The organism is Bacillus sp. MHSD_36 (assembly GCF_030757775.1).
Lineage (GTDB): Bacteria > Bacillota > Bacilli > Bacillales > Bacillaceae_G > Bacillus_A.
Map to the genome: position 1 here is coordinate 28,456 of NZ_JAVBIS010000013.1, position 17,211 is coordinate 45,666.

Genomic DNA, 17,211 nt, shown 5'->3' on the forward strand with positions numbered 1-17,211 from the left:
TATATGTCTTATCAAAAAGTGTCAAATGCTGAAAATGTAGTCGTTGGTCATAAACGCACATTGGAAGCAATCAAAAATGGTATAGTTAAAGAAGTTGTCATTGCGGAAGATGCTGATATGCGGTTAACCCATATTATCATTCGTACTGCATTGCAACATAACATACCCATAACCAAAGTTGAATCAGCTCGTAAACTTGGAAAAGTTGCGGGGATTCAAGTGGGAGCTTCAGCAATAGGAATAATAAGTTAAAACTGTTTTTGTGAGGAGAGAGCATTTGCTCTCCCTTGCAAAAACTTTGTTTTCAACTAATAATGAACCACCTGGATATGTGGTCATACAAACAAGCGAAGGGAGGATAATCAAATGCCTACTATTAACCAATTAGTGAGAAATGGTCGTACTGATAAAGTATGGAAATCTAAATCACCTGCGTTAAACAAAGGGTTCAACTCTTTAAAGAAAAAATCAACTGATATCTCTGCACCTCAAAAACGTGGTGTATGTACTCGTGTTGGTACAATGACTCCAAAGAAACCTAACTCAGCGTTACGTAAATACGCTCGTGTACGTTTAACAAACGGTATCGAGGTTACAGCTTACATCCCAGGTATCGGTCATAACCTACAAGAGCATAGCGTAGTATTAATTCGCGGTGGTCGTGTAAAGGATTTACCGGGGGTACGTTACCACATCGTTCGTGGTGCGCTTGACACAGCTGGTGTTGACAAACGTATGCAAGGACGTTCTAAATATGGTACTAAGAGACCAAAACCTGCTAAAAAATAATAACTTTAAAATGAAAGGAGGAACTCAATATGCCTCGTAAAGGACCTGTTGCGAAACGTGACGTGTTACCAGATCCAATGTACAATTCGAAGCTAGTAACACGCCTTATCAACAAAATGATGGTTGACGGTAAAAAAGGTAAATCTCAAACAATTCTTTATAATGCGTTCGATATCGTAAGCGAACGTACTGGTAAAGAGCCAATGGAAGTATTCGAGCAAGCTCTTAAGAACATTATGCCTGTTCTTGAAGTACGCGCTCGTCGTGTTGGTGGTGCTAACTACCAAGTTCCAGTTGAGGTTCGTCCAGAACGCCGTACAACTTTAGGTCTTCGTTGGTTAGTAAACTACGCTCGTCTTCGTGGTGAAAAAACTATGGAAGAGCGTCTTGCTAACGAAATCTTAGATGCAGCTAACAACGCTGGTGCATCTGTTAAGAAACGTGAAGACACTCATAAAATGGCAGAAGCTAACAAAGCATTTGCTCATTACCGTTGGTAGGATTCAACGTAAAATAAATGTAAGCATAAACCGCTTTATTTGTCGCTTATGGAAGTGTGGAGAGGGAGAATGCCTCTCCCTTTCGTTGGGCGCTCGTTTTACATAATGAGGGTACTGGACATACTGACATGTGTAACAATATAAAGTGGCTTTTTTGCTACTTAAAATAAAAAAATCCAATCCATATATGGAAGGAGCAAGACACCAAATGGCAAGAGAGTTCTCTTTAGAAAACACTCGTAATATTGGTATCATGGCTCACATCGATGCTGGTAAAACAACAGCTACTGAGCGTATTCTGTACTACACAGGACGTATTCACAAAATCGGTGAAACTCACGAAGGTGCATCTCAGATGGACTGGATGGAGCAAGAGCAAGAGCGTGGTATCACAATTACTTCTGCTGCAACTACAGCACAATGGAAAGGTCACCGTGTAAACATCATTGACACTCCAGGTCACGTAGATTTCACAGTAGAAGTAGAACGTTCTTTACGCGTACTTGATGGCGCAGTAGCAGTACTTGATGCACAATCTGGTGTTGAACCACAAACAGAAACTGTTTGGCGTCAGGCTACTACTTACGGCGTACCTCGTATCGTATTCGTTAACAAAATGGATAAAATCGGTGCGGATTTCTTATACTCTGTAGGAACAATCCACGATCGTTTACAAGCAAACGCACACCCAATTCAGTTACCAATTGGTGCTGAAGATGAGTTCAATGGTATCATTGACCTTGTTGAAGAATGTGCTTACATGTACGGTAACGATTTAGGAACAGACATTCAACGTGTTGAAATTCCTGAAGAGCACAAAGAGCTAGCTGAAGAATACCGTGGAAAACTTATTGAAGCGGTAGCTGAGCTTGATGAAGAAATGATGATGAAGTACCTAGAAGGTGAAGAAATCACTGTAGAAGAGCTTAAAGCTGGTATCCGTAAGGCTACAACTTCTGTAGAATTCTTCCCAGTAATCTGTGGTTCTGCATTCAAAAACAAAGGTGTTCAAATTCTGTTAGACGCAGTTATCGACTACCTACCATCTCCATTAGATGTACCTGCAATCAAAGGTACTCTTCCGGATACAGATGAAGAAGTAGAACGTAAGTCTAGCGATGAAGAACCATTCGCAGCTTTAGCATTCAAAATCATGACTGACCCTTATGTTGGTAAGTTAACATTCTTCCGTGTGTACTCTGGTGTGTTAAACTCTGGATCATACGTGAAAAACTCAACTAAAGGTAAGCGTGAGCGTGTAGGTCGTATCCTACAAATGCACGCTAACAGCCGTGAAGAGATTTCAACAGTTTACGCTGGTGATATCGCTGCTGCTGTAGGTTTAAAAGATACTACTACTGGTGATACTCTTTGTGACGAGAAGAGCCTTGTTATCCTTGAGTCTATGGAATTCCCAGAGCCAGTTATCTCTGTAGCTATCGAACCAAAATCAAAAGCTGACCAAGATAAAATGGGTACAGCATTATCTAAGCTTTCTGAAGAAGATCCAACATTCCGTGCTCACACTGACCAAGAAACTGGCCAAACAATCATCGCTGGTATGGGTGAACTTCACCTTGATATCATCGTTGACCGTATGCGCCGTGAATTCAAAGTTGAAGCAAACGTTGGTGCTCCTCAGGTAGCATACCGTGAAACTTTCCGCGCTGCTGCGAAAGTTGAAGGTAAGTTCGCTCGTCAATCTGGTGGACGTGGACAATTCGGTCACGTTTGGATTGAGTTTGAACCTAACGAAGAAGGTAAAGGATTCGAATTCGAAAACAAGATCGTCGGTGGTGTAGTTCCACGTGAATACATCCCAGCTGTTGGAGCAGGTCTTGAAGATGCACTTAAAAATGGTGTACTAGCTGGTTATCCACTAGTTGACATTAAAGCTGCATTAGTTGACGGATCTTACCATGATGTCGATTCATCTGAGATGGCGTTCAAAATCGCTGCATCTATGGCACTTAAAGCTGCGGTTTCTAAATGTAGCCCAGTAATTCTTGAGCCAATGATGAAAGTTGAAGTTGTAATTCCTGAAGAGTACATGGGTGACATTATGGGTGACGTAACATCTCGTCGTGGACGTGTAGAAGGTATGGAAGCTCGCGGTAACGCTCAAGTTGTTCGCGCTATGGTCCCACTTTCTGAAATGTTCGGTTATGCAACGTCATTACGTTCTAACACTCAAGGACGCGGAACATTCTCTATGGTGTTTGACCACTATGAAGAAGTACCAAAGTCTGTTTCTGAAGAAATTATCAAAAAAAATAAAGGTGAATAATTGATTTTTATCGATTCTTCACGTATAACTACTTATGTAAGCTTAGAAAGTGGGACGCAAGTTTCACTTTCTAGCCTAAATATAAAATAACCTATATAAACTAAGGAGGAATTTAGAATGGCTAAAGCTAAATTCGAACGTTCTAAACCCCATGTTAACATCGGTACAATCGGCCACGTTGACCATGGTAAAACTACATTAACTGCTGCGATCACTACAGTACTTGCAAAAGCTGGTGGTGCTGAAGCACGCGGATACGATCAAATCGATGCTGCTCCAGAAGAAAGAGAGCGCGGTATCACAATCTCAACTGCACACGTTGAGTACGAAACTGAAACTCGTCACTATGCACACGTTGACTGCCCAGGTCACGCTGACTATGTTAAAAACATGATCACTGGTGCTGCTCAAATGGACGGCGGTATCTTAGTAGTATCTGCTGCTGATGGCCCAATGCCTCAAACTCGTGAGCACATCCTTCTTTCTCGTCAAGTAGGTGTACCTTACATCGTTGTATTCTTAAACAAATGCGACATGGTAGACGACGAAGAATTATTAGAATTAGTAGAAATGGAAGTTCGCGACCTATTATCTGAATACGGATTCCCAGGCGACGACATTCCTGTAATCAAAGGTTCTGCTCTTAAAGCTCTTCAAGGAGAAGCTGATTGGGAAGCAAAAATCATTGAATTAATGGCTGAAGTTGATGCTTACATCCCAACTCCAGAACGTGAAACTGACAAACCATTCTTAATGCCTGTAGAGGACGTATTCTCTATCACAGGTCGTGGTACAGTTGCTACTGGTCGTGTTGAGCGCGGTATCGTTAAAGTTGGTGACGTAGTAGAAATCATCGGTCTTGCTGAAGAAAATGCTTCTACAACTGTAACTGGTGTAGAGATGTTCCGTAAACTTCTTGACCAAGCTCAAGCTGGAGACAACATCGGTGCTTTACTTCGTGGGGTTGCTCGTGAAGACATCCAACGTGGACAAGTACTTGCAAAAAGCGGTTCTGTAAAAGCTCACGCTAAATTCAAAGCTGAAGTTTTCGTATTATCTAAAGAAGAAGGTGGACGTCACACTCCATTCTTCGCTAACTACCGTCCTCAGTTCTACTTCCGTACAACTGACGTAACTGGTATCATCCAATTACCAGAAGGTACTGAAATGGTAATGCCTGGTGACAACATCGAAATGACTATCGAACTTATCGCTCCAATCGCTATCGAAGAGGGAACTAAATTCTCTATTCGTGAAGGTGGACGTACAGTAGGTTACGGTGTAGTTGCTACTATCGTTGAGTAATCTTAACTGATATAAAAAACCCCGAGGGATTTTCCCTTGGGGTTTTTGTTTGCATTTATATAACTCGTCAAATCATATTTTTATATTTTGACGAGTTTCTTCTATAGTATATAAAAAGTAATAAACAAAACCCAGAAACTGTAAAATGAATTCTGGTAGATGAAAACTTGAAATTCTTTAAAGTGCCATGTATAATAGCAAAAGTAGAGAAAAGCAGATGCAAACAAAAAGATGCTTGCATCTAGACGAATAACATTGTATAATAAACAATGTTGGTCTTTGACTGCGATGAAGTGGAAGGTTGCTGACACACCCGGCCGCTTTGCCATGGCATGGTGTGGGGAAATTTCCATGGAGAAGGTCTATTTTAGAAATAGGCGAACGAAGGAGGGAAAATAATGGCAAAAGAAAAAATTCGTATCCGTTTAAAAGCTTACGATCACCGTATTCTTGATCAGTCAGCTGAGAAAATTGTAGAAACAGCTAAGCGTTCTGGGGCAACAGTTTCTGGTCCGATCCCATTACCAACTGAAAAAACTGTTTACACAATTCTTCGTGCTGTTCATAAGTACAAAGATTCTCGTGAGCAATTCGAAATGCGCACGCACAAACGTCTAATCGACATCGTGAGTCCTACTCCACAAACAGTAGATTCATTAATGCGTTTAGACTTACCATCTGGTGTAGATATCGAAATCAAACTATAATTTATATAACTTAAAAATGTAGGAGGTGTAACTCATGACCAAAGGAATCTTAGGAAGAAAGATCGGTATGACTCAAGTATTTGCTGAGAACGGTGAGTTAATCCCAGTAACAGTTATCGCTGCTAATCCAAACGTTGTTCTTCAAAAGAAAACAACTGAAACTGATGGCTACAATGCAATCCAGTTAGGATTTGAAGATAAACGTGAAAAGTTAACTAACAAACCTGAACAAGGCCACACTGCTAAAGCATCTACAACTCCTAAGCGCTTCATTCGCGAAATCCGCGATGCAGACGTGGACGGATTAGAGGTTGGTCAAGAGGTAAAAGTTGACGTATTCGCTACAGGTGAAATCGTTGATGTAACAGGAATTTCTAAAGGTAAAGGTTTCCAAGGTGTTATCAAACGCCACGGACAATCTCGCGGACCTATGTCTCATGGTTCTCGCTATCACCGTCGTCCAGGTTCAATGGGCCCAGTTGCTCCGAACCGTGTATTCAAAGGCAAAAAACTTGCTGGACGTATGGGTGGAGACCAAGTTACTATCCAAAACTTAGAAATCGTTCAAGTTGACACTGAGCGCAACTTATTATTAGTAAAAGGTAACGTTCCAGGTGCTAAGAAATCTCTTGTAGTTGTTCAAGGCGCTGTGAAGGTTAGCAAATAATTCACAATAGGAAGGAGGAATTCCAATGCCAAAAGTTACTGTATATAACCAAACTGGTTCACAGGTTGGTGAAATCGAATTAGCTGAAGCTATTTTCGGTATCGAACCAAATGAAGCTGTACTTTTTGAAGCTGTAATGATGCAACGTGCATCTTTACGTCAAGGTACACACAAAGTAAAAACTCGCTCTGAAGTTCGCGGTGGTGGTCGTAAACCATGGCGTCAAAAAGGAACTGGACGTGCTCGTCAAGGGTCTATCCGCTCTCCTCAATGGCGTGGTGGTGGTACGGTATTCGGACCTACACCAAGAAGCTATGCGTACAAACTTCCTAAGAAAGTTCGTCGTTTAGCAATCAAATCTGCATTAGCTACTAAAGTAGTTGAGAACAACATTGTAGTTCTTGAAGACCTAGTGTTAAATGCACCAAAAACAAAAGACATGCTAGCAGTACTTAAAGGATTAACTGTTGAGAAGAAAGCTCTTATCGTAACTGCTGATGCAAACGAATCTGTAGAGTTATCTGCTCGCAATATCCCTGGAGTAACAGTAATCACTGCTGATGGCGTAAACGTTTTAGACGTGCTTCATCATGATAAGCTAATCATGACAAAAGCGGCAGTGGAAAAAGTAGAGGAGGTGCTTGCATAATGAGAGATCCTCGTGATATCATTAAGCGCCCAGTTATCACTGAACGTTCTATGGAAATGATGGCTGAAAAAAAATACACGTTCGATGTGGACGTTAAATCTAATAAAACAGAAGTTAAAGATGCTCTTGAAGCGATCTTTGGTGTTAAAGTAGAAAAAGTGAACATCATGAACTACAAGCCGAAAGCAAAACGCGTTGGTCGTCACGCTGGTTTTACTAGCCGTCGTCGTAAAGCAATCGTTAAGCTAACTGCTGACAGCAAAGAAATCGAAATCTTCCAAGGCGTTTAATTCTTACTAAAGAAGGAGGGAAATTGAGATGGGAATTAAAAAGTATAATCCAACTACTAACGGTCGTCGTAATATGACTACGAATGATTTCGCTGAAATCACGACTGACAGACCCGAAAAGTCATTACTTGCTCCTTTAAGCAAGAAGGCTGGTCGTAATAACCAAGGTAAAATTACTGTACGTCATCAAGGTGGCGGACATAAGCGTCAATACCGTATCATCGACTTTAAGCGTAACAAAGATGGAATTCCAGGACGCGTTGCTACGATCGAATACGATCCAAACCGCTCTGCGAATATCGCATTAATTAACTACGTTGACGGTGAAAAACGTTACATTCTTGCTCCTAAGAACTTAGAAGTAGGTATGGAAGTTATGTCTGGCCCAGAAGCTGACATCAAAATCGGTAACGCATTACCATTAATCAACATTCCAGTAGGTACTGTTGTTCATAACATCGAGCTTAAGCCTGGTCGTGGCGGACAATTAGTTCGTTCTGCTGGTACATCTGCTCAAGTACTTGGTAAAGAAGGTAAATACGTACTTGTACGTTTAACTTCTGGTGAAGTACGTCTTGTATTATCTGCTTGTCGCGCTTCAATCGGTCAAGTAGGTAACGAACAACACGAACTTATCAAAATCGGTAAAGCAGGTCGCTCTCGCTGGTTAGGTAAACGCCCAACAGTTCGTGGTTCTGTAATGAACCCAGTTGATCACCCACACGGTGGTGGTGAAGGACGTTCTCCAATCGGACGTAAGTCTCCAATGTCTCCATGGGGTAAACCAACTCTTGGATTCAAGACTCGTAAGAAAAACAAAGCGTCTGACAAATTCATCGTTCGTCGTCGCAAAAAATAATGGGATTGTAGTACGGTTCATTTCTAGAACCGTACGCCAATCACGAAGGGAGGCACCAAAATGGCTCGTAGCTTAAAAAAAGGACCATTTGTCGATGATCATTTAATGAGCAAAATGGAAAAATTAGTTGCATCTGAGCAAAAACAAGTTGTTAAAACTTGGTCTCGCCGTTCAACAATCTTCCCTCAGTTCATCGGACACACAATCGCTGTATATGACGGTCGTAAACACGTACCTGTGTACATCACTGAGGACATGGTTGGCCACAAGTTAGGTGAATTCGCACCAACTCGTACGTATAAAGGTCATGATGCTGACGATAAGAAAACTAGAAGATAATGAGAGGAGGCACTTCAATGCAAGCTAAAGCAGTAGCGAGAACAGTTCGTATTGCTCCTCGTAAAGTTCGTTTAGTTGTAGACTTAATCCGAGGTAAGCAAGTGGGTGAAGCGATTGCTATCCTTAACCACACACCAAAAACTGCTTCTCCAGTTGTAGAAAAAGTTTTAAAATCTGCAATCGCAAATGCAGAGCACAATTATGAAATGGACATTAACAACCTAGTTGTTGAGAAAGTTTTCGTTGACGAAGGTCCTACGTTAAAACGTTTCCGTCCACGTGCAATGGGTCGTGCAAGCCAAATTAACAAACGCACAAGCCACATCACAGTTGTGGTATCAGAAAAGAAGGAGGGATAATCGATGGGTCAAAAGGTTAATCCAATTGGTCTTCGTGTCGGCGTTATCCGTGACTGGGAATCTCGTTGGTTCGCTGAGAAAGATTACGCTACATTATTACATGAAGACATCAAAATCCGTGAGTACATTAATGTACGCTTAAAAGATTCTGCTGTTGCTAAAGTAGAAATCGAACGTGCAGCAAATCGTGTAAATGTTACAATTCACACTGCAAAACCTGGTATGGTAATTGGTAAAGGTGGTACTGAAGTTGAAGCACTTCGTAAAGCTCTTAACCAATTAACAGGCAAGCGTGTACACATCAACATTTTAGAAGTTAAGAGAGCTGATCTTAACGCTAAATTAGTAGGCGAAAACATCGCTCGTCAATTAGAAAACCGTGTATCATTCCGTCGTGCACAAAAGCAAGTTATTCAACGTGCTATGCGTGCAGGTGCTAAAGGTATTAAAACACAGGTTTCTGGTCGTCTTGGCGGAGCTGATATCGCTCGTGCAGAATCTTACAGTGAAGGAACTGTTCCACTTCATACACTTCGCGCTGATATTGACTATGCAGCAGTTGAAGCTGATACAACATACGGTAAATTAGGCGTAAAAGTATGGATCTACCGTGGAGAAGTCCTTCCTACAAAAAAGAAAGCTTCTGAGGAAGGAGGAAAATAATATGTTAATGCCAAAACGCGTAAAATATCGTAGAGAGCATCGTGGTAAAATGCGTGGTCGTGCTAAAGGTGGAACTGAAGTTGCTTTCGGTGAATTCGGTTTACAAGCACAAGCTGCTTCATGGATTACAAACCGTCAAATCGAAGCTGCTCGTCGTGCAATGACTCGTTACATGAAACGTGGCGGTAAAGTATGGATTAAAATTTTCCCTTCTAAACCTTACACTGCAAAACCTCTAGAAGTACGTATGGGTTCCGGTAAAGGGGCACCAGAAGGCTGGGTAGCAGTAGTAAAACCTGGGAAAATTATGTTCGAAATCGCGGGTGTATCTGAAGAGGTAGCACGCGAAGCATTACGTCTTGCAGCTCACAAGTTACCTGTGAAATGTAAATTCGTAAAACGTGAAGAAAATGGTGGTGAATCTAATGAAAACTAATGATATTCGTGAATTAACCACTGCCGAAATCGAAACAAAAGTTAAAGCTTTAAAGGAAGAGTTGTTTAATCTTCGCTTCCAACTTGCTACAGGACAATTAGAGAATCCAACTCGCATTCGTGAAGTGCGTAAAGCAATTGCTCGTATGAAAACTGTAGTTCGTGAAAGAGAGATCGGAATTAATCGATAAATTGAGGGGAGGTTTGCATAGTGAGCGAACGTAACCAACGCAAAGTTTATACTGGTCGTGTTGTGTCTGACAAAATGGACAAAACGATTACAGTTTTAGTTGAAACTTACAAAACTCATTCCTTGTACGGAAAACGTGTTAAGTATTCTAAGAAGTACAAAGCCCATGATGAGCAAAACCAAGCGAAACTTGGCGATATCGTTAAAATCATGGAAACTCGCCCGCTTTCTGCTACTAAGCGTTTCCGTTTAGTTGAAATCGTTGAAGAAGCGGTTATTATCTAAATAGACGAATCGGAATTTTTAGTCCGAAGGGAGGTTTCATAACATGATCCAACAAGAATCTCGTTTGAAAGTTGCTGACAACTCTGGTGCACGTGAACTTTTAACAATCAAAGTATTAGGCGGCTCTGGTCGTAAATATGCTAACATTGGTGACATTATCGTTGCTACGGTAAAACAAGCAACACCAGGTGGCGTTGTTAAAAAAGGTGACGTTGTTAAAGCAGTAGTAGTACGTACGAAGAGCGGAGCTCGTCGTCCGGACGGTTCTTACATCAAATTTGATGAAAACGCAGCGGTTATCATTAAAGACGATAAGAGCCCACGTGGTACTCGTATATTCGGACCAGTAGCTCGTGAATTACGTGATAGCAACTTCATGAAGATCGTTTCTTTAGCTCCAGAAGTTCTATAATTTAAGGTATTGCCTTGCTAAGGAGGTGCAGAATTAAGATGCATGTAAAAAAAGGTGATAAAGTACAGGTAATCACTGGTAAAGACAAAGGAAAACAAGGCGTTATCCTTGTGGCTTTCCCAAAGCAAAACCGTGTTATCGTTGAGGGTGTCAATATCGTTAAGAAGCACTCTAAGCCATCTCAATTAAATCCACAAGGTGGAATTATTACTAAAGAAGCACCTATTCACGTTTCTAACGTTATGATTTTAGATCCGAAAACAGGTGAACCTACTCGTGTAGGCTTCAAAGTAGAAGATGGTAAAAAAGTTCGTATTGCAAAAAAATCTGGTGAATTATTAGATAAATAATTTTCTTAAGAAAGGAGGTCACTTCATTGAATCGCCTTAAAGAGAAGTTCCAAAAGGAAATTACTCCTGCTCTAGTGAGCAAGTTTAACTATAAATCTGTGATGGAAGTACCGAAAATCGAAAAGATCGTAATCAACACTGGTGTTGGTGACGCGGTATCTAACTCAAAAGCTTTAGACAATGCAGTAGAAGAATTAACACAAATCGCAGGTCAAAAACCTGTTGTAACTCGTGCTAAAAAATCAATCGCTGGTTTCCGTCTTCGTGAAGGTATGCCAATCGGTGCGAAAGTAACTTTACGCGGCGAGCAAATGTATGAGTTCTTCGACAAATTAGTATCAGTTTCTTTACCACGTGTACGTGATTTCCGTGGTGTTTCTAAGAAATCATTCGATGGTCGTGGAAACTACACATTAGGTGTTAAAGAGCAACTTATTTTCCCTGAGATTGATTATGATAAAGTAAGCAAAGTCCGCGGTATGGACATCGTAATCGTTACTACAGCGAAAACTGATGAAGAAGCTCGTGAACTGTTAACACAATTCGGTATGCCATTCCAAAAATAATGGAAGCCAACGCTAAGTAGAGGAGGCGAAAACGTGGCTAAAAAATCTATGATAGCGAAACAAAAGCGTACTCCTAAGTTTAAAGTACAAGAGTATACACGTTGCGAACGCTGCGGTCGTCCGCATTCTGTATACCGCAAATTTAAACTTTGCCGTATTTGTTTCCGTGAACTTGCATATAAAGGTCAAATTCCTGGTGTTAAAAAAGCTAGTTGGTAAAACCCACAAATGGGAAGGAGGTAAAACACATGGTGATGACAGATCCAATTGCAGACATGCTTACTCGCATCCGTAATGCGAACATGGTACGTCATGAGAAATTAGAGGTTCCTGCTTCTAAAATCAAAAAAGAGATCGCTGAACTTTTAAAACGTGAAGGTTTCATTCGTGATGTAGAATACATCGAGGATAACAAACAAGGTATCCTTCGTATTTTCCTGAAATATGGTGCAAACAATGAACGTGTAATCACTGGATTAAAACGTATCAGTAAGCCTGGCTTACGCGTTTACGCTAAAGCTGACGAAGTACCACGTGTACTTAACGGATTAGGTATCGCTCTTGTTTCTACATCTAAGGGAGTAATGACAGACAAAGACGCTCGTCAATTACAAACTGGTGGAGAAGTAGTAGCATACGTTTGGTAATATATATTTAAAACGAACGGAGGTGTGACCACATGTCTCGTATTGGTAAAAAGATTCTTGAAATCCCTGCAGGTGTTACTATTACAGTTGCAGAAGACAATACTGTAACAGTAAAAGGCCCAAAAGGTGAATTAACTCGTACTTTCAATGCTGATATGCTTATCAAAATTGAAGAGAATACATTAACAGTTGAGCGTCCATCTGAACAGAAGGAACACCGTGCATTACACGGTACAACTCGTGCTTTAATTGGAAACATGGTTGAAGGTGTAACTGAAGGTTTCGCACGCGGACTTGAATTAGTCGGTGTTGGTTACCGTGCTCAAAAACAAGGTGATAAACTTGTATTAAGCGTAGGTTATTCTCATCCAGTAGAAATGACTCCGGAAGCAGGTCTTGAAGTTGAAGTACCTGCACCAACAAAGATCGTAATCAAAGGTATCGACAAGCAACGTGTTGGCGAATTCGCTGCTAACATCCGCGCTGTACGTGCTCCTGAGCCTTACAAAGGTAAAGGTATTCGTTACGAAGGCGAAGTTGTTCGTCGTAAAGAAGGTAAAACTGCTAAGTAAACCCGTTAGGTGAGAGAAAGGAGTGACAAGAATGATCACTAAAGCTGATAAAAATGCGACTCGTAAGAAAAGACATGCACGTGTACGTGCTAAACTTACTGGTACTGCAGAGCGTCCACGTTTAAACGTGTTCCGTTCTAACCAACATATTTACGCTCAAGTTATTGATGATGTGAATGGTGTAACGTTAGTAAGTGCATCTACTCTTGATAAAGACCTTGCTCTTAACGGTACTAGCAATATTGAAGCTGCTACGAAAGTTGGAGAATCAGTTGCTAAGCGTGCTGTAGAGAAAGGCGTTAAAGAAGTAGTATTTGATCGCGGTGGTTACTTATACCATGGCCGTGTTAAAGCTCTAGCTGAAGCTGCTCGTGAGGCTGGATTACAATTTTAATGGTCAAAGGAGGGAAAATTGATGCATCGCATTGACCCAAGTAAATTAGAACTTGAAGAACGTGTAGTTACGATAAATCGTGTCGCGAAAGTTGTTAAGGGTGGTCGTCGTTTCCGCTTTGCTGCACTAGTTGTAGTTGGCGATAAAAACGGTCATGTTGGATTCGGTACTGGTAAAGCACAAGAGGTACCAGACGCAATCCGCAAAGCTATCGAAGACGCTAAGAAAAACTTAATCGCTGTACCATTAGTTGGTACAACAATTCCACACACAATCAACGGTCATTTTGGCGCTGGTGAAGTATTCTTAAAGCCTGCTGCTGAGGGTACTGGTGTTATTGCTGGTGGACCTGTTCGTGCGGTCCTTGAATTAGCTGGTGTACAAGATATTCTTTCGAAATCTCTTGGTTCTAACACACCAATCAACATGATTCGCGCTACTGTGAACGGATTAAGCGAACTTAAGCGCGCTGAAGATGTTGCAAAATTACGCGGTAAATCTGTAGAAGAGCTACTAGGTTAAGGAGGGAAAACAAATGGCGAAAAAGTTAGAAATTACCCTCACTCGTAGTGTAATTGGTCGTCCACAAGATCAACGTGCGACGGTAGAAGCTTTAGGTCTTAAAAAGTTGAATTCAACTGTAGTTAAGGAAGAAACTCCTGCTATTCTTGGTATGATCAACAAAGTTTCTCACCTTGTAACTGTAAAAGAAGCTTAAGGATAACTCATTAATATAAGGAGGTGCCTGGGAATGAAACTTCATGAATTAAAACCTGCAGAAGGTTCTCGTAAAGTACGTAACCGTGTCGGTCGTGGTATCGGTTCTGGTAACGGTAAAACTGCTGGTAAAGGTCATAAAGGACAAAACGCACGTTCTGGCGGCGGTGTTCGTCTTGGCTTCGAAGGTGGTCAAACTCCATTATTCCGTCGTTTACCAAAACGCGGCTTCACAAACATTAACCGTAAAGAGTTTGCTATTGTAAACTTATCGACGTTAAATCGTTTTGAAGATGGTACAGAAGTAACACCTGAATTATTGCTGGAAACTGGCGTTATCAGCAAATTAAACGACGGTGTTAAAATTCTTGCAAGCGGCGCAGTAGAGAAAAAACTAACTGTTAAAGCGCACAAGTTCTCTTCAAGTGCTAAAGAAGCAATTGAAGCAGCTGGCGGATCAGTTGAGGTGATCTAATGTTTCGTACAATCTCCAACTTTATGCGCGTTGCTGAGATAAGACGTAAAATATTATTCACTTTAGCGATGTTAATCGTATTCAGGATTGGCACGTTTATCCCCGTGCCATTTACAAATGGAGACGTACTGAAGGCACAAGATCAATTAAATGCTTTAGGTATTCTAAATACATTTGGCGGTGGAGCCTTGAAAAACTTCTCCATCTTTGCGATGGGAATCATGCCGTATATTACAGCATCCATCATCGTGCAATTATTGCAGATGGATGTTGTTCCTAAATTTTCGGAATGGTCGAAGCAAGGTGAAATGGGCCGTCGTAAATTAACGCAATTCACGCGTTATTTTACAATTGTTCTTGCGTTTATTCAGGGGTTTGGTATGTCAATCGGTTTTAACGGTATGGTAGGTGGGCAATTAATTTTGAATCCTGGTTGGAGCACTTATTTATACATTGCTACGGTACTGACTGCTGGTACTGCATTTTTAATGTGGTTAGGTGAACAGATTACAGCTAAAGGTGTAGGTAATGGTATTTCCATCCTTATCTTTGGTGGTATTGCCGCAGCGATCCCAAGTGTTATATCTCAAGTGTATCAACAACAGTTTCAAAATATCGGAGATCAATTGTTCATGAGTATCGTTAAAGTTGCATTGATCTTACTAGCTGTGCTAGCAGTTATTGTGGGTGTTATTTTCATTCAACAGGCTGTTAGAAAGATCCCAATTCAATATGCGAAGCGTGTAACAGGAGGAAATGGTGGTTATGCTGGAGCACAAAACACACATTTACCGCTTAAGGTAAATAGTGCTGGTGTTATTCCAGTAATTTTTGCTGTTTCATTCTTAATTACGCCTCCGACTATTGCACAGTTCTTCCCGAAACATGATGTATCGCAGTGGATTATTGCTAACTTTAACTATTCTCACCCAGTGGGAATGATCATATATGTTGCGCTCATTGTAGCCTTCACATATTTCTATGCGTTTGTTCAGGTTAATCCAGAACAAATGTCAGAGAATCTAAACAAGCAAGGTGGATATGTTCCAGGTATTCGTCCGGGTAAGAATACGGAACAATATCTAACAAAAATCTTGTATCGTTTGACCTTTGTAGGATCAATTTTCCTAGCAGCGATTGCAATCTTACCAGTTATCTTTACGAAACTGGGAAATCTTCCTCCATCTGCACAGATTGGTGGAACGAGTATGTTAATCGTTGTCGGCGTTGCTTTAGAAACAATGAAGCAGCTAGAAAGCCAACTGGTAAAACGCCATTACAAAGGGTTTATCAAGCAATGAGTAAGTGGGAAGTATTGTCTTCCCTACATGCTCATGTACTCTGAGGGGGAACAAGGATGAACTTAATTTTAATGGGGCTTCCTGGTGCTGGTAAAGGTACACAAGCCGAACAGATTGTTGCCAAGTATAACATCCCTCACATCTCAACAGGAGATATGTTCCGTGCAGCTATGAAGGCTGAAACTGAAATGGGTTTACAAGCAAAATCTTTTATTGATAAAGGTGCACTTGTTCCAGATGAAGTTACAATCGGAATCGTTCGTGAACGTTTAAGTCAAGAAGACTGCGTAAAAGGATTCTTACTAGATGGTTTCCCACGAACTGTTGCACAAGCATCAGCTCTTGAAGAGATTATGAAAGATCTTGGCAAAAAAATCGACTATGTTTTAAACATTAATGTGGATTCAGGGTTGTTATTAAAACGTCTTACAGGCCGTCGCATTTGTAAAGAGTGCGGTGCGACTTACCACTTAGAATTCAATGCGCCAGCAAAAGTTGACGTGTGTGATAAATGTGGTGGCGAATTATATCAACGCTCTGATGACAATGAAGAAACTGTAGCAAATCGCTTAGATGTAAATATTAAGCAAACAAAACCTTTGCTTGATTTCTACGAGGAGCTTGGTTACCTACAAAGCATTAATGGTGAGCAAGATATCAATAAAGTATTTGCTGATATCGATGTTCTCATCGGAGGCTTAGCGTAATGATAATCTGCAAAACTCCTCGCGAGATAGAAATCATGCGAGAAGCTGGCAGGATCGTTGCTTTAACTCATCAAGAGTTAAAACAACACATTACTCCAGGAATTACAACGAAAGAGCTCGATCAAATAGCGGAAAAGACGATTCAAAAATATGGTGCTACGCCATCTTTTAAAGGATACAACGGATTTCCGGGGAGCATATGTGCTTCTGTAAATGAAGAGCTTGTACACGGAATTCCAGGGAAGCGCAAGCTCAAAGAGGGCGATATCATCAGTATCGATATTGGTGCGAAATACAATGGGTACCATGGAGATTCTGCATGGACGTATCCAGTTGGAAACATTTCTGAATCTGTTCAAAAGCTACTTGATGTCACAGAAAAATCGTTGTATCTTGGTCTAGAACAAGTAAAACCAGGCGAGAGATTATCAAATATCTCACATGCGGTTCAAACCCATGCTGAAGAGAATGGATTCTCGATCGTTAGGGAGTATGTTGGTCACGGAATCGGGCAAGACTTACATGAGGACCCGCAAATCCCGCACTATGGTCCACCAAATAGAGGCCCTAGATTAAAGCCGGGAATGGTCATCTGTGTTGAGCCGATGGTGAATCAAGGAAGACGATATGTAAAAACACTATCTGATGACTGGACAGTGGTAACGGTAGATGGTAAATGGTGTGCCCATTTTGAGCACACGATTGCTCTTACAGAAGCAGGATACGAAATCCTTACCACTTTATAA

The 17,211-nt window shown here is 41.1% G+C and carries 29 protein-coding genes; all 29 read left to right on the top strand.

What is annotated here, in order from left to right; genetic code table 11:
* Nucleotides 1-3 precede the first annotated feature (3 nt).
* The 29 genes from Q9B79_RS25515 (at nt 4) to map (ending at nt 17,211) form a co-directional block, all read left to right on the top strand.
* A complete protein-coding gene (locus Q9B79_RS25515; RefSeq protein WP_306188692.1) occupies nt 4-252 on the top strand; it encodes a ribosomal L7Ae/L30e/S12e/Gadd45 family protein in 249 nt (82 codons plus the stop codon).
* Nucleotides 253-366: 114 nt separating this feature from the next.
* Complete coding sequence (rpsL, locus tag Q9B79_RS25520) at nt 367-789, top strand: 30S ribosomal protein S12 (protein WP_001142341.1); 423 nt, start codon at nt 367-369, stop codon at nt 787-789.
* A gap of 29 nt (nt 790-818) precedes the next feature.
* Entirely contained in the window at nt 819-1,289 is a 471-nt protein-coding gene (rpsG, locus tag Q9B79_RS25525) for a 30S ribosomal protein S7 (protein ID WP_001137493.1), read from the top strand.
* 208 nt (nt 1,290-1,497) lie between these two features.
* Nucleotides 1,498-3,576, top strand: a complete 2,079-nt coding sequence (fusA, locus tag Q9B79_RS25530; RefSeq protein ID WP_000090370.1) for an elongation factor G — start codon at nt 1,498-1,500, stop codon at nt 3,574-3,576.
* 117 nt (nt 3,577-3,693) lie between these two features.
* Nucleotides 3,694-4,881 carry an elongation factor Tu gene (tuf, locus tag Q9B79_RS25535; protein ID WP_001029614.1) on the top strand — a complete coding sequence of 396 codons (1,188 nt, stop codon included), beginning with the start codon at nt 3,694-3,696 and terminating at the stop codon, nt 4,879-4,881.
* A gap of 398 nt (nt 4,882-5,279) precedes the next feature.
* Complete coding sequence (gene rpsJ, locus Q9B79_RS25540; protein WP_001040596.1) at nt 5,280-5,588, top strand: 30S ribosomal protein S10; 309 nt, start codon at nt 5,280-5,282, stop codon at nt 5,586-5,588.
* Nucleotides 5,589-5,622: 34 nt separating this feature from the next.
* Nucleotides 5,623-6,255: a 50S ribosomal protein L3 gene (gene rplC / locus Q9B79_RS25545; protein ID WP_000160207.1), complete on the top strand. Its 633-nt coding sequence runs from the start codon at nt 5,623-5,625 to the stop codon at nt 6,253-6,255.
* A 25-nt stretch (nt 6,256-6,280) separates the two neighbouring features.
* Nucleotides 6,281-6,904, top strand: a complete 624-nt coding sequence (rplD, locus tag Q9B79_RS25550; protein WP_001127258.1) for a 50S ribosomal protein L4 — start codon at nt 6,281-6,283, stop codon at nt 6,902-6,904.
* Nucleotides 6,904-7,194: a 50S ribosomal protein L23 gene (gene rplW / locus Q9B79_RS25555; RefSeq protein WP_001205558.1), complete on the top strand. Its 291-nt coding sequence runs from the start codon at nt 6,904-6,906 to the stop codon at nt 7,192-7,194. Before rplD ends, rplW begins: the two co-directional genes overlap by 1 nt.
* Before the next feature lie 28 nt (nt 7,195-7,222).
* Nucleotides 7,223-8,053 (top strand): 50S ribosomal protein L2, encoded by an 831-nt coding sequence (gene rplB, locus Q9B79_RS25560; protein ID WP_000511582.1) that lies wholly within the window; start codon nt 7,223-7,225, stop codon nt 8,051-8,053.
* Between the two features lie 60 nt (nt 8,054-8,113).
* On the top strand, nt 8,114-8,392 hold the full coding sequence (gene rpsS, locus Q9B79_RS25565; protein WP_098669541.1) for a 30S ribosomal protein S19: 279 nt from the start codon (nt 8,114-8,116) through the stop codon (nt 8,390-8,392).
* 17 nt (nt 8,393-8,409) lie between these two features.
* Nucleotides 8,410-8,751, top strand: coding sequence for a 50S ribosomal protein L22 (gene rplV, locus Q9B79_RS25570; protein WP_001148024.1), 342 nt, complete (start codon nt 8,410-8,412; stop codon nt 8,749-8,751).
* A gap of 3 nt (nt 8,752-8,754) precedes the next feature.
* Complete coding sequence (gene rpsC / locus Q9B79_RS25575; RefSeq protein ID WP_000529956.1) at nt 8,755-9,414, top strand: 30S ribosomal protein S3; 660 nt, start codon at nt 8,755-8,757, stop codon at nt 9,412-9,414.
* A 1-nt stretch (nt 9,415) separates the two neighbouring features.
* Nucleotides 9,416-9,850, top strand: a complete 435-nt coding sequence (gene rplP, locus Q9B79_RS25580) for a 50S ribosomal protein L16 (RefSeq protein ID WP_000928971.1) — start codon at nt 9,416-9,418, stop codon at nt 9,848-9,850.
* Nucleotides 9,840-10,040 (top strand): 50S ribosomal protein L29, encoded by a 201-nt coding sequence (gene rpmC, locus Q9B79_RS25585; RefSeq protein WP_000855718.1) that lies wholly within the window; start codon nt 9,840-9,842, stop codon nt 10,038-10,040. Before rplP ends, rpmC begins: the two co-directional genes overlap by 11 nt.
* Nucleotides 10,041-10,060: 20 nt before the next feature.
* The gene (gene rpsQ / locus Q9B79_RS25590; RefSeq protein WP_000004106.1) at nt 10,061-10,324 is read left to right on the top strand and encodes a 30S ribosomal protein S17; all 264 of its coding nucleotides are present in this window, start codon (nt 10,061-10,063) and stop codon (nt 10,322-10,324) included.
* A gap of 43 nt (nt 10,325-10,367) precedes the next feature.
* Complete coding sequence (gene rplN, locus Q9B79_RS25595; RefSeq protein ID WP_000615912.1) at nt 10,368-10,736, top strand: 50S ribosomal protein L14; 369 nt, start codon at nt 10,368-10,370, stop codon at nt 10,734-10,736.
* A 38-nt stretch (nt 10,737-10,774) separates the two neighbouring features.
* On the top strand, nt 10,775-11,086 hold the full coding sequence (gene rplX, locus Q9B79_RS25600; RefSeq protein ID WP_000558200.1) for a 50S ribosomal protein L24: 312 nt from the start codon (nt 10,775-10,777) through the stop codon (nt 11,084-11,086).
* Nucleotides 11,087-11,112: 26 nt separating this feature from the next.
* Nucleotides 11,113-11,652 (top strand): 50S ribosomal protein L5, encoded by a 540-nt coding sequence (gene rplE, locus Q9B79_RS25605; RefSeq protein WP_001080829.1) that lies wholly within the window; start codon nt 11,113-11,115, stop codon nt 11,650-11,652.
* A 33-nt stretch (nt 11,653-11,685) separates the two neighbouring features.
* On the top strand, nt 11,686-11,871 hold the full coding sequence (gene rpsN, locus Q9B79_RS25610; RefSeq protein WP_001085700.1) for a 30S ribosomal protein S14: 186 nt from the start codon (nt 11,686-11,688) through the stop codon (nt 11,869-11,871).
* A gap of 29 nt (nt 11,872-11,900) precedes the next feature.
* Nucleotides 11,901-12,299, top strand: a complete 399-nt coding sequence (gene rpsH, locus Q9B79_RS25615) for a 30S ribosomal protein S8 (RefSeq protein ID WP_000245511.1) — start codon at nt 11,901-11,903, stop codon at nt 12,297-12,299.
* Nucleotides 12,300-12,331: 32 nt separating this feature from the next.
* On the top strand, nt 12,332-12,871 hold the full coding sequence (gene rplF, locus Q9B79_RS25620; RefSeq protein WP_000086558.1) for a 50S ribosomal protein L6: 540 nt from the start codon (nt 12,332-12,334) through the stop codon (nt 12,869-12,871).
* 31 nt (nt 12,872-12,902) lie between these two features.
* Nucleotides 12,903-13,265, top strand: a complete 363-nt coding sequence (gene rplR, locus Q9B79_RS25625) for a 50S ribosomal protein L18 (protein ID WP_000628816.1) — start codon at nt 12,903-12,905, stop codon at nt 13,263-13,265.
* A 21-nt stretch (nt 13,266-13,286) separates the two neighbouring features.
* Nucleotides 13,287-13,787 carry a 30S ribosomal protein S5 gene (rpsE, locus tag Q9B79_RS25630; protein WP_000554646.1) on the top strand — a complete coding sequence of 167 codons (501 nt, stop codon included), beginning with the start codon at nt 13,287-13,289 and terminating at the stop codon, nt 13,785-13,787.
* A 13-nt stretch (nt 13,788-13,800) separates the two neighbouring features.
* Nucleotides 13,801-13,983, top strand: coding sequence for a 50S ribosomal protein L30 (gene rpmD / locus Q9B79_RS25635; RefSeq protein ID WP_001085234.1), 183 nt, complete (start codon nt 13,801-13,803; stop codon nt 13,981-13,983).
* 33 nt (nt 13,984-14,016) lie between these two features.
* Nucleotides 14,017-14,457 carry a 50S ribosomal protein L15 gene (gene rplO, locus Q9B79_RS25640; RefSeq protein ID WP_000766080.1) on the top strand — a complete coding sequence of 147 codons (441 nt, stop codon included), beginning with the start codon at nt 14,017-14,019 and terminating at the stop codon, nt 14,455-14,457.
* A complete protein-coding gene (gene secY / locus Q9B79_RS25645; RefSeq protein ID WP_000490117.1) occupies nt 14,457-15,758 on the top strand; it encodes a preprotein translocase subunit SecY in 1,302 nt (433 codons plus the stop codon). Before rplO ends, secY begins: the two co-directional genes overlap by 1 nt.
* A 56-nt stretch (nt 15,759-15,814) precedes the next feature.
* Nucleotides 15,815-16,465 carry an adenylate kinase gene (locus Q9B79_RS25650; protein WP_098669539.1) on the top strand — a complete coding sequence of 217 codons (651 nt, stop codon included), beginning with the start codon at nt 15,815-15,817 and terminating at the stop codon, nt 16,463-16,465.
* On the top strand, nt 16,465-17,211 hold the full coding sequence (map, locus tag Q9B79_RS25655; RefSeq protein WP_000582539.1) for a type I methionyl aminopeptidase: 747 nt from the start codon (nt 16,465-16,467) through the stop codon (nt 17,209-17,211). The genes Q9B79_RS25650 and map overlap by 1 nt, the downstream gene beginning before the upstream one ends.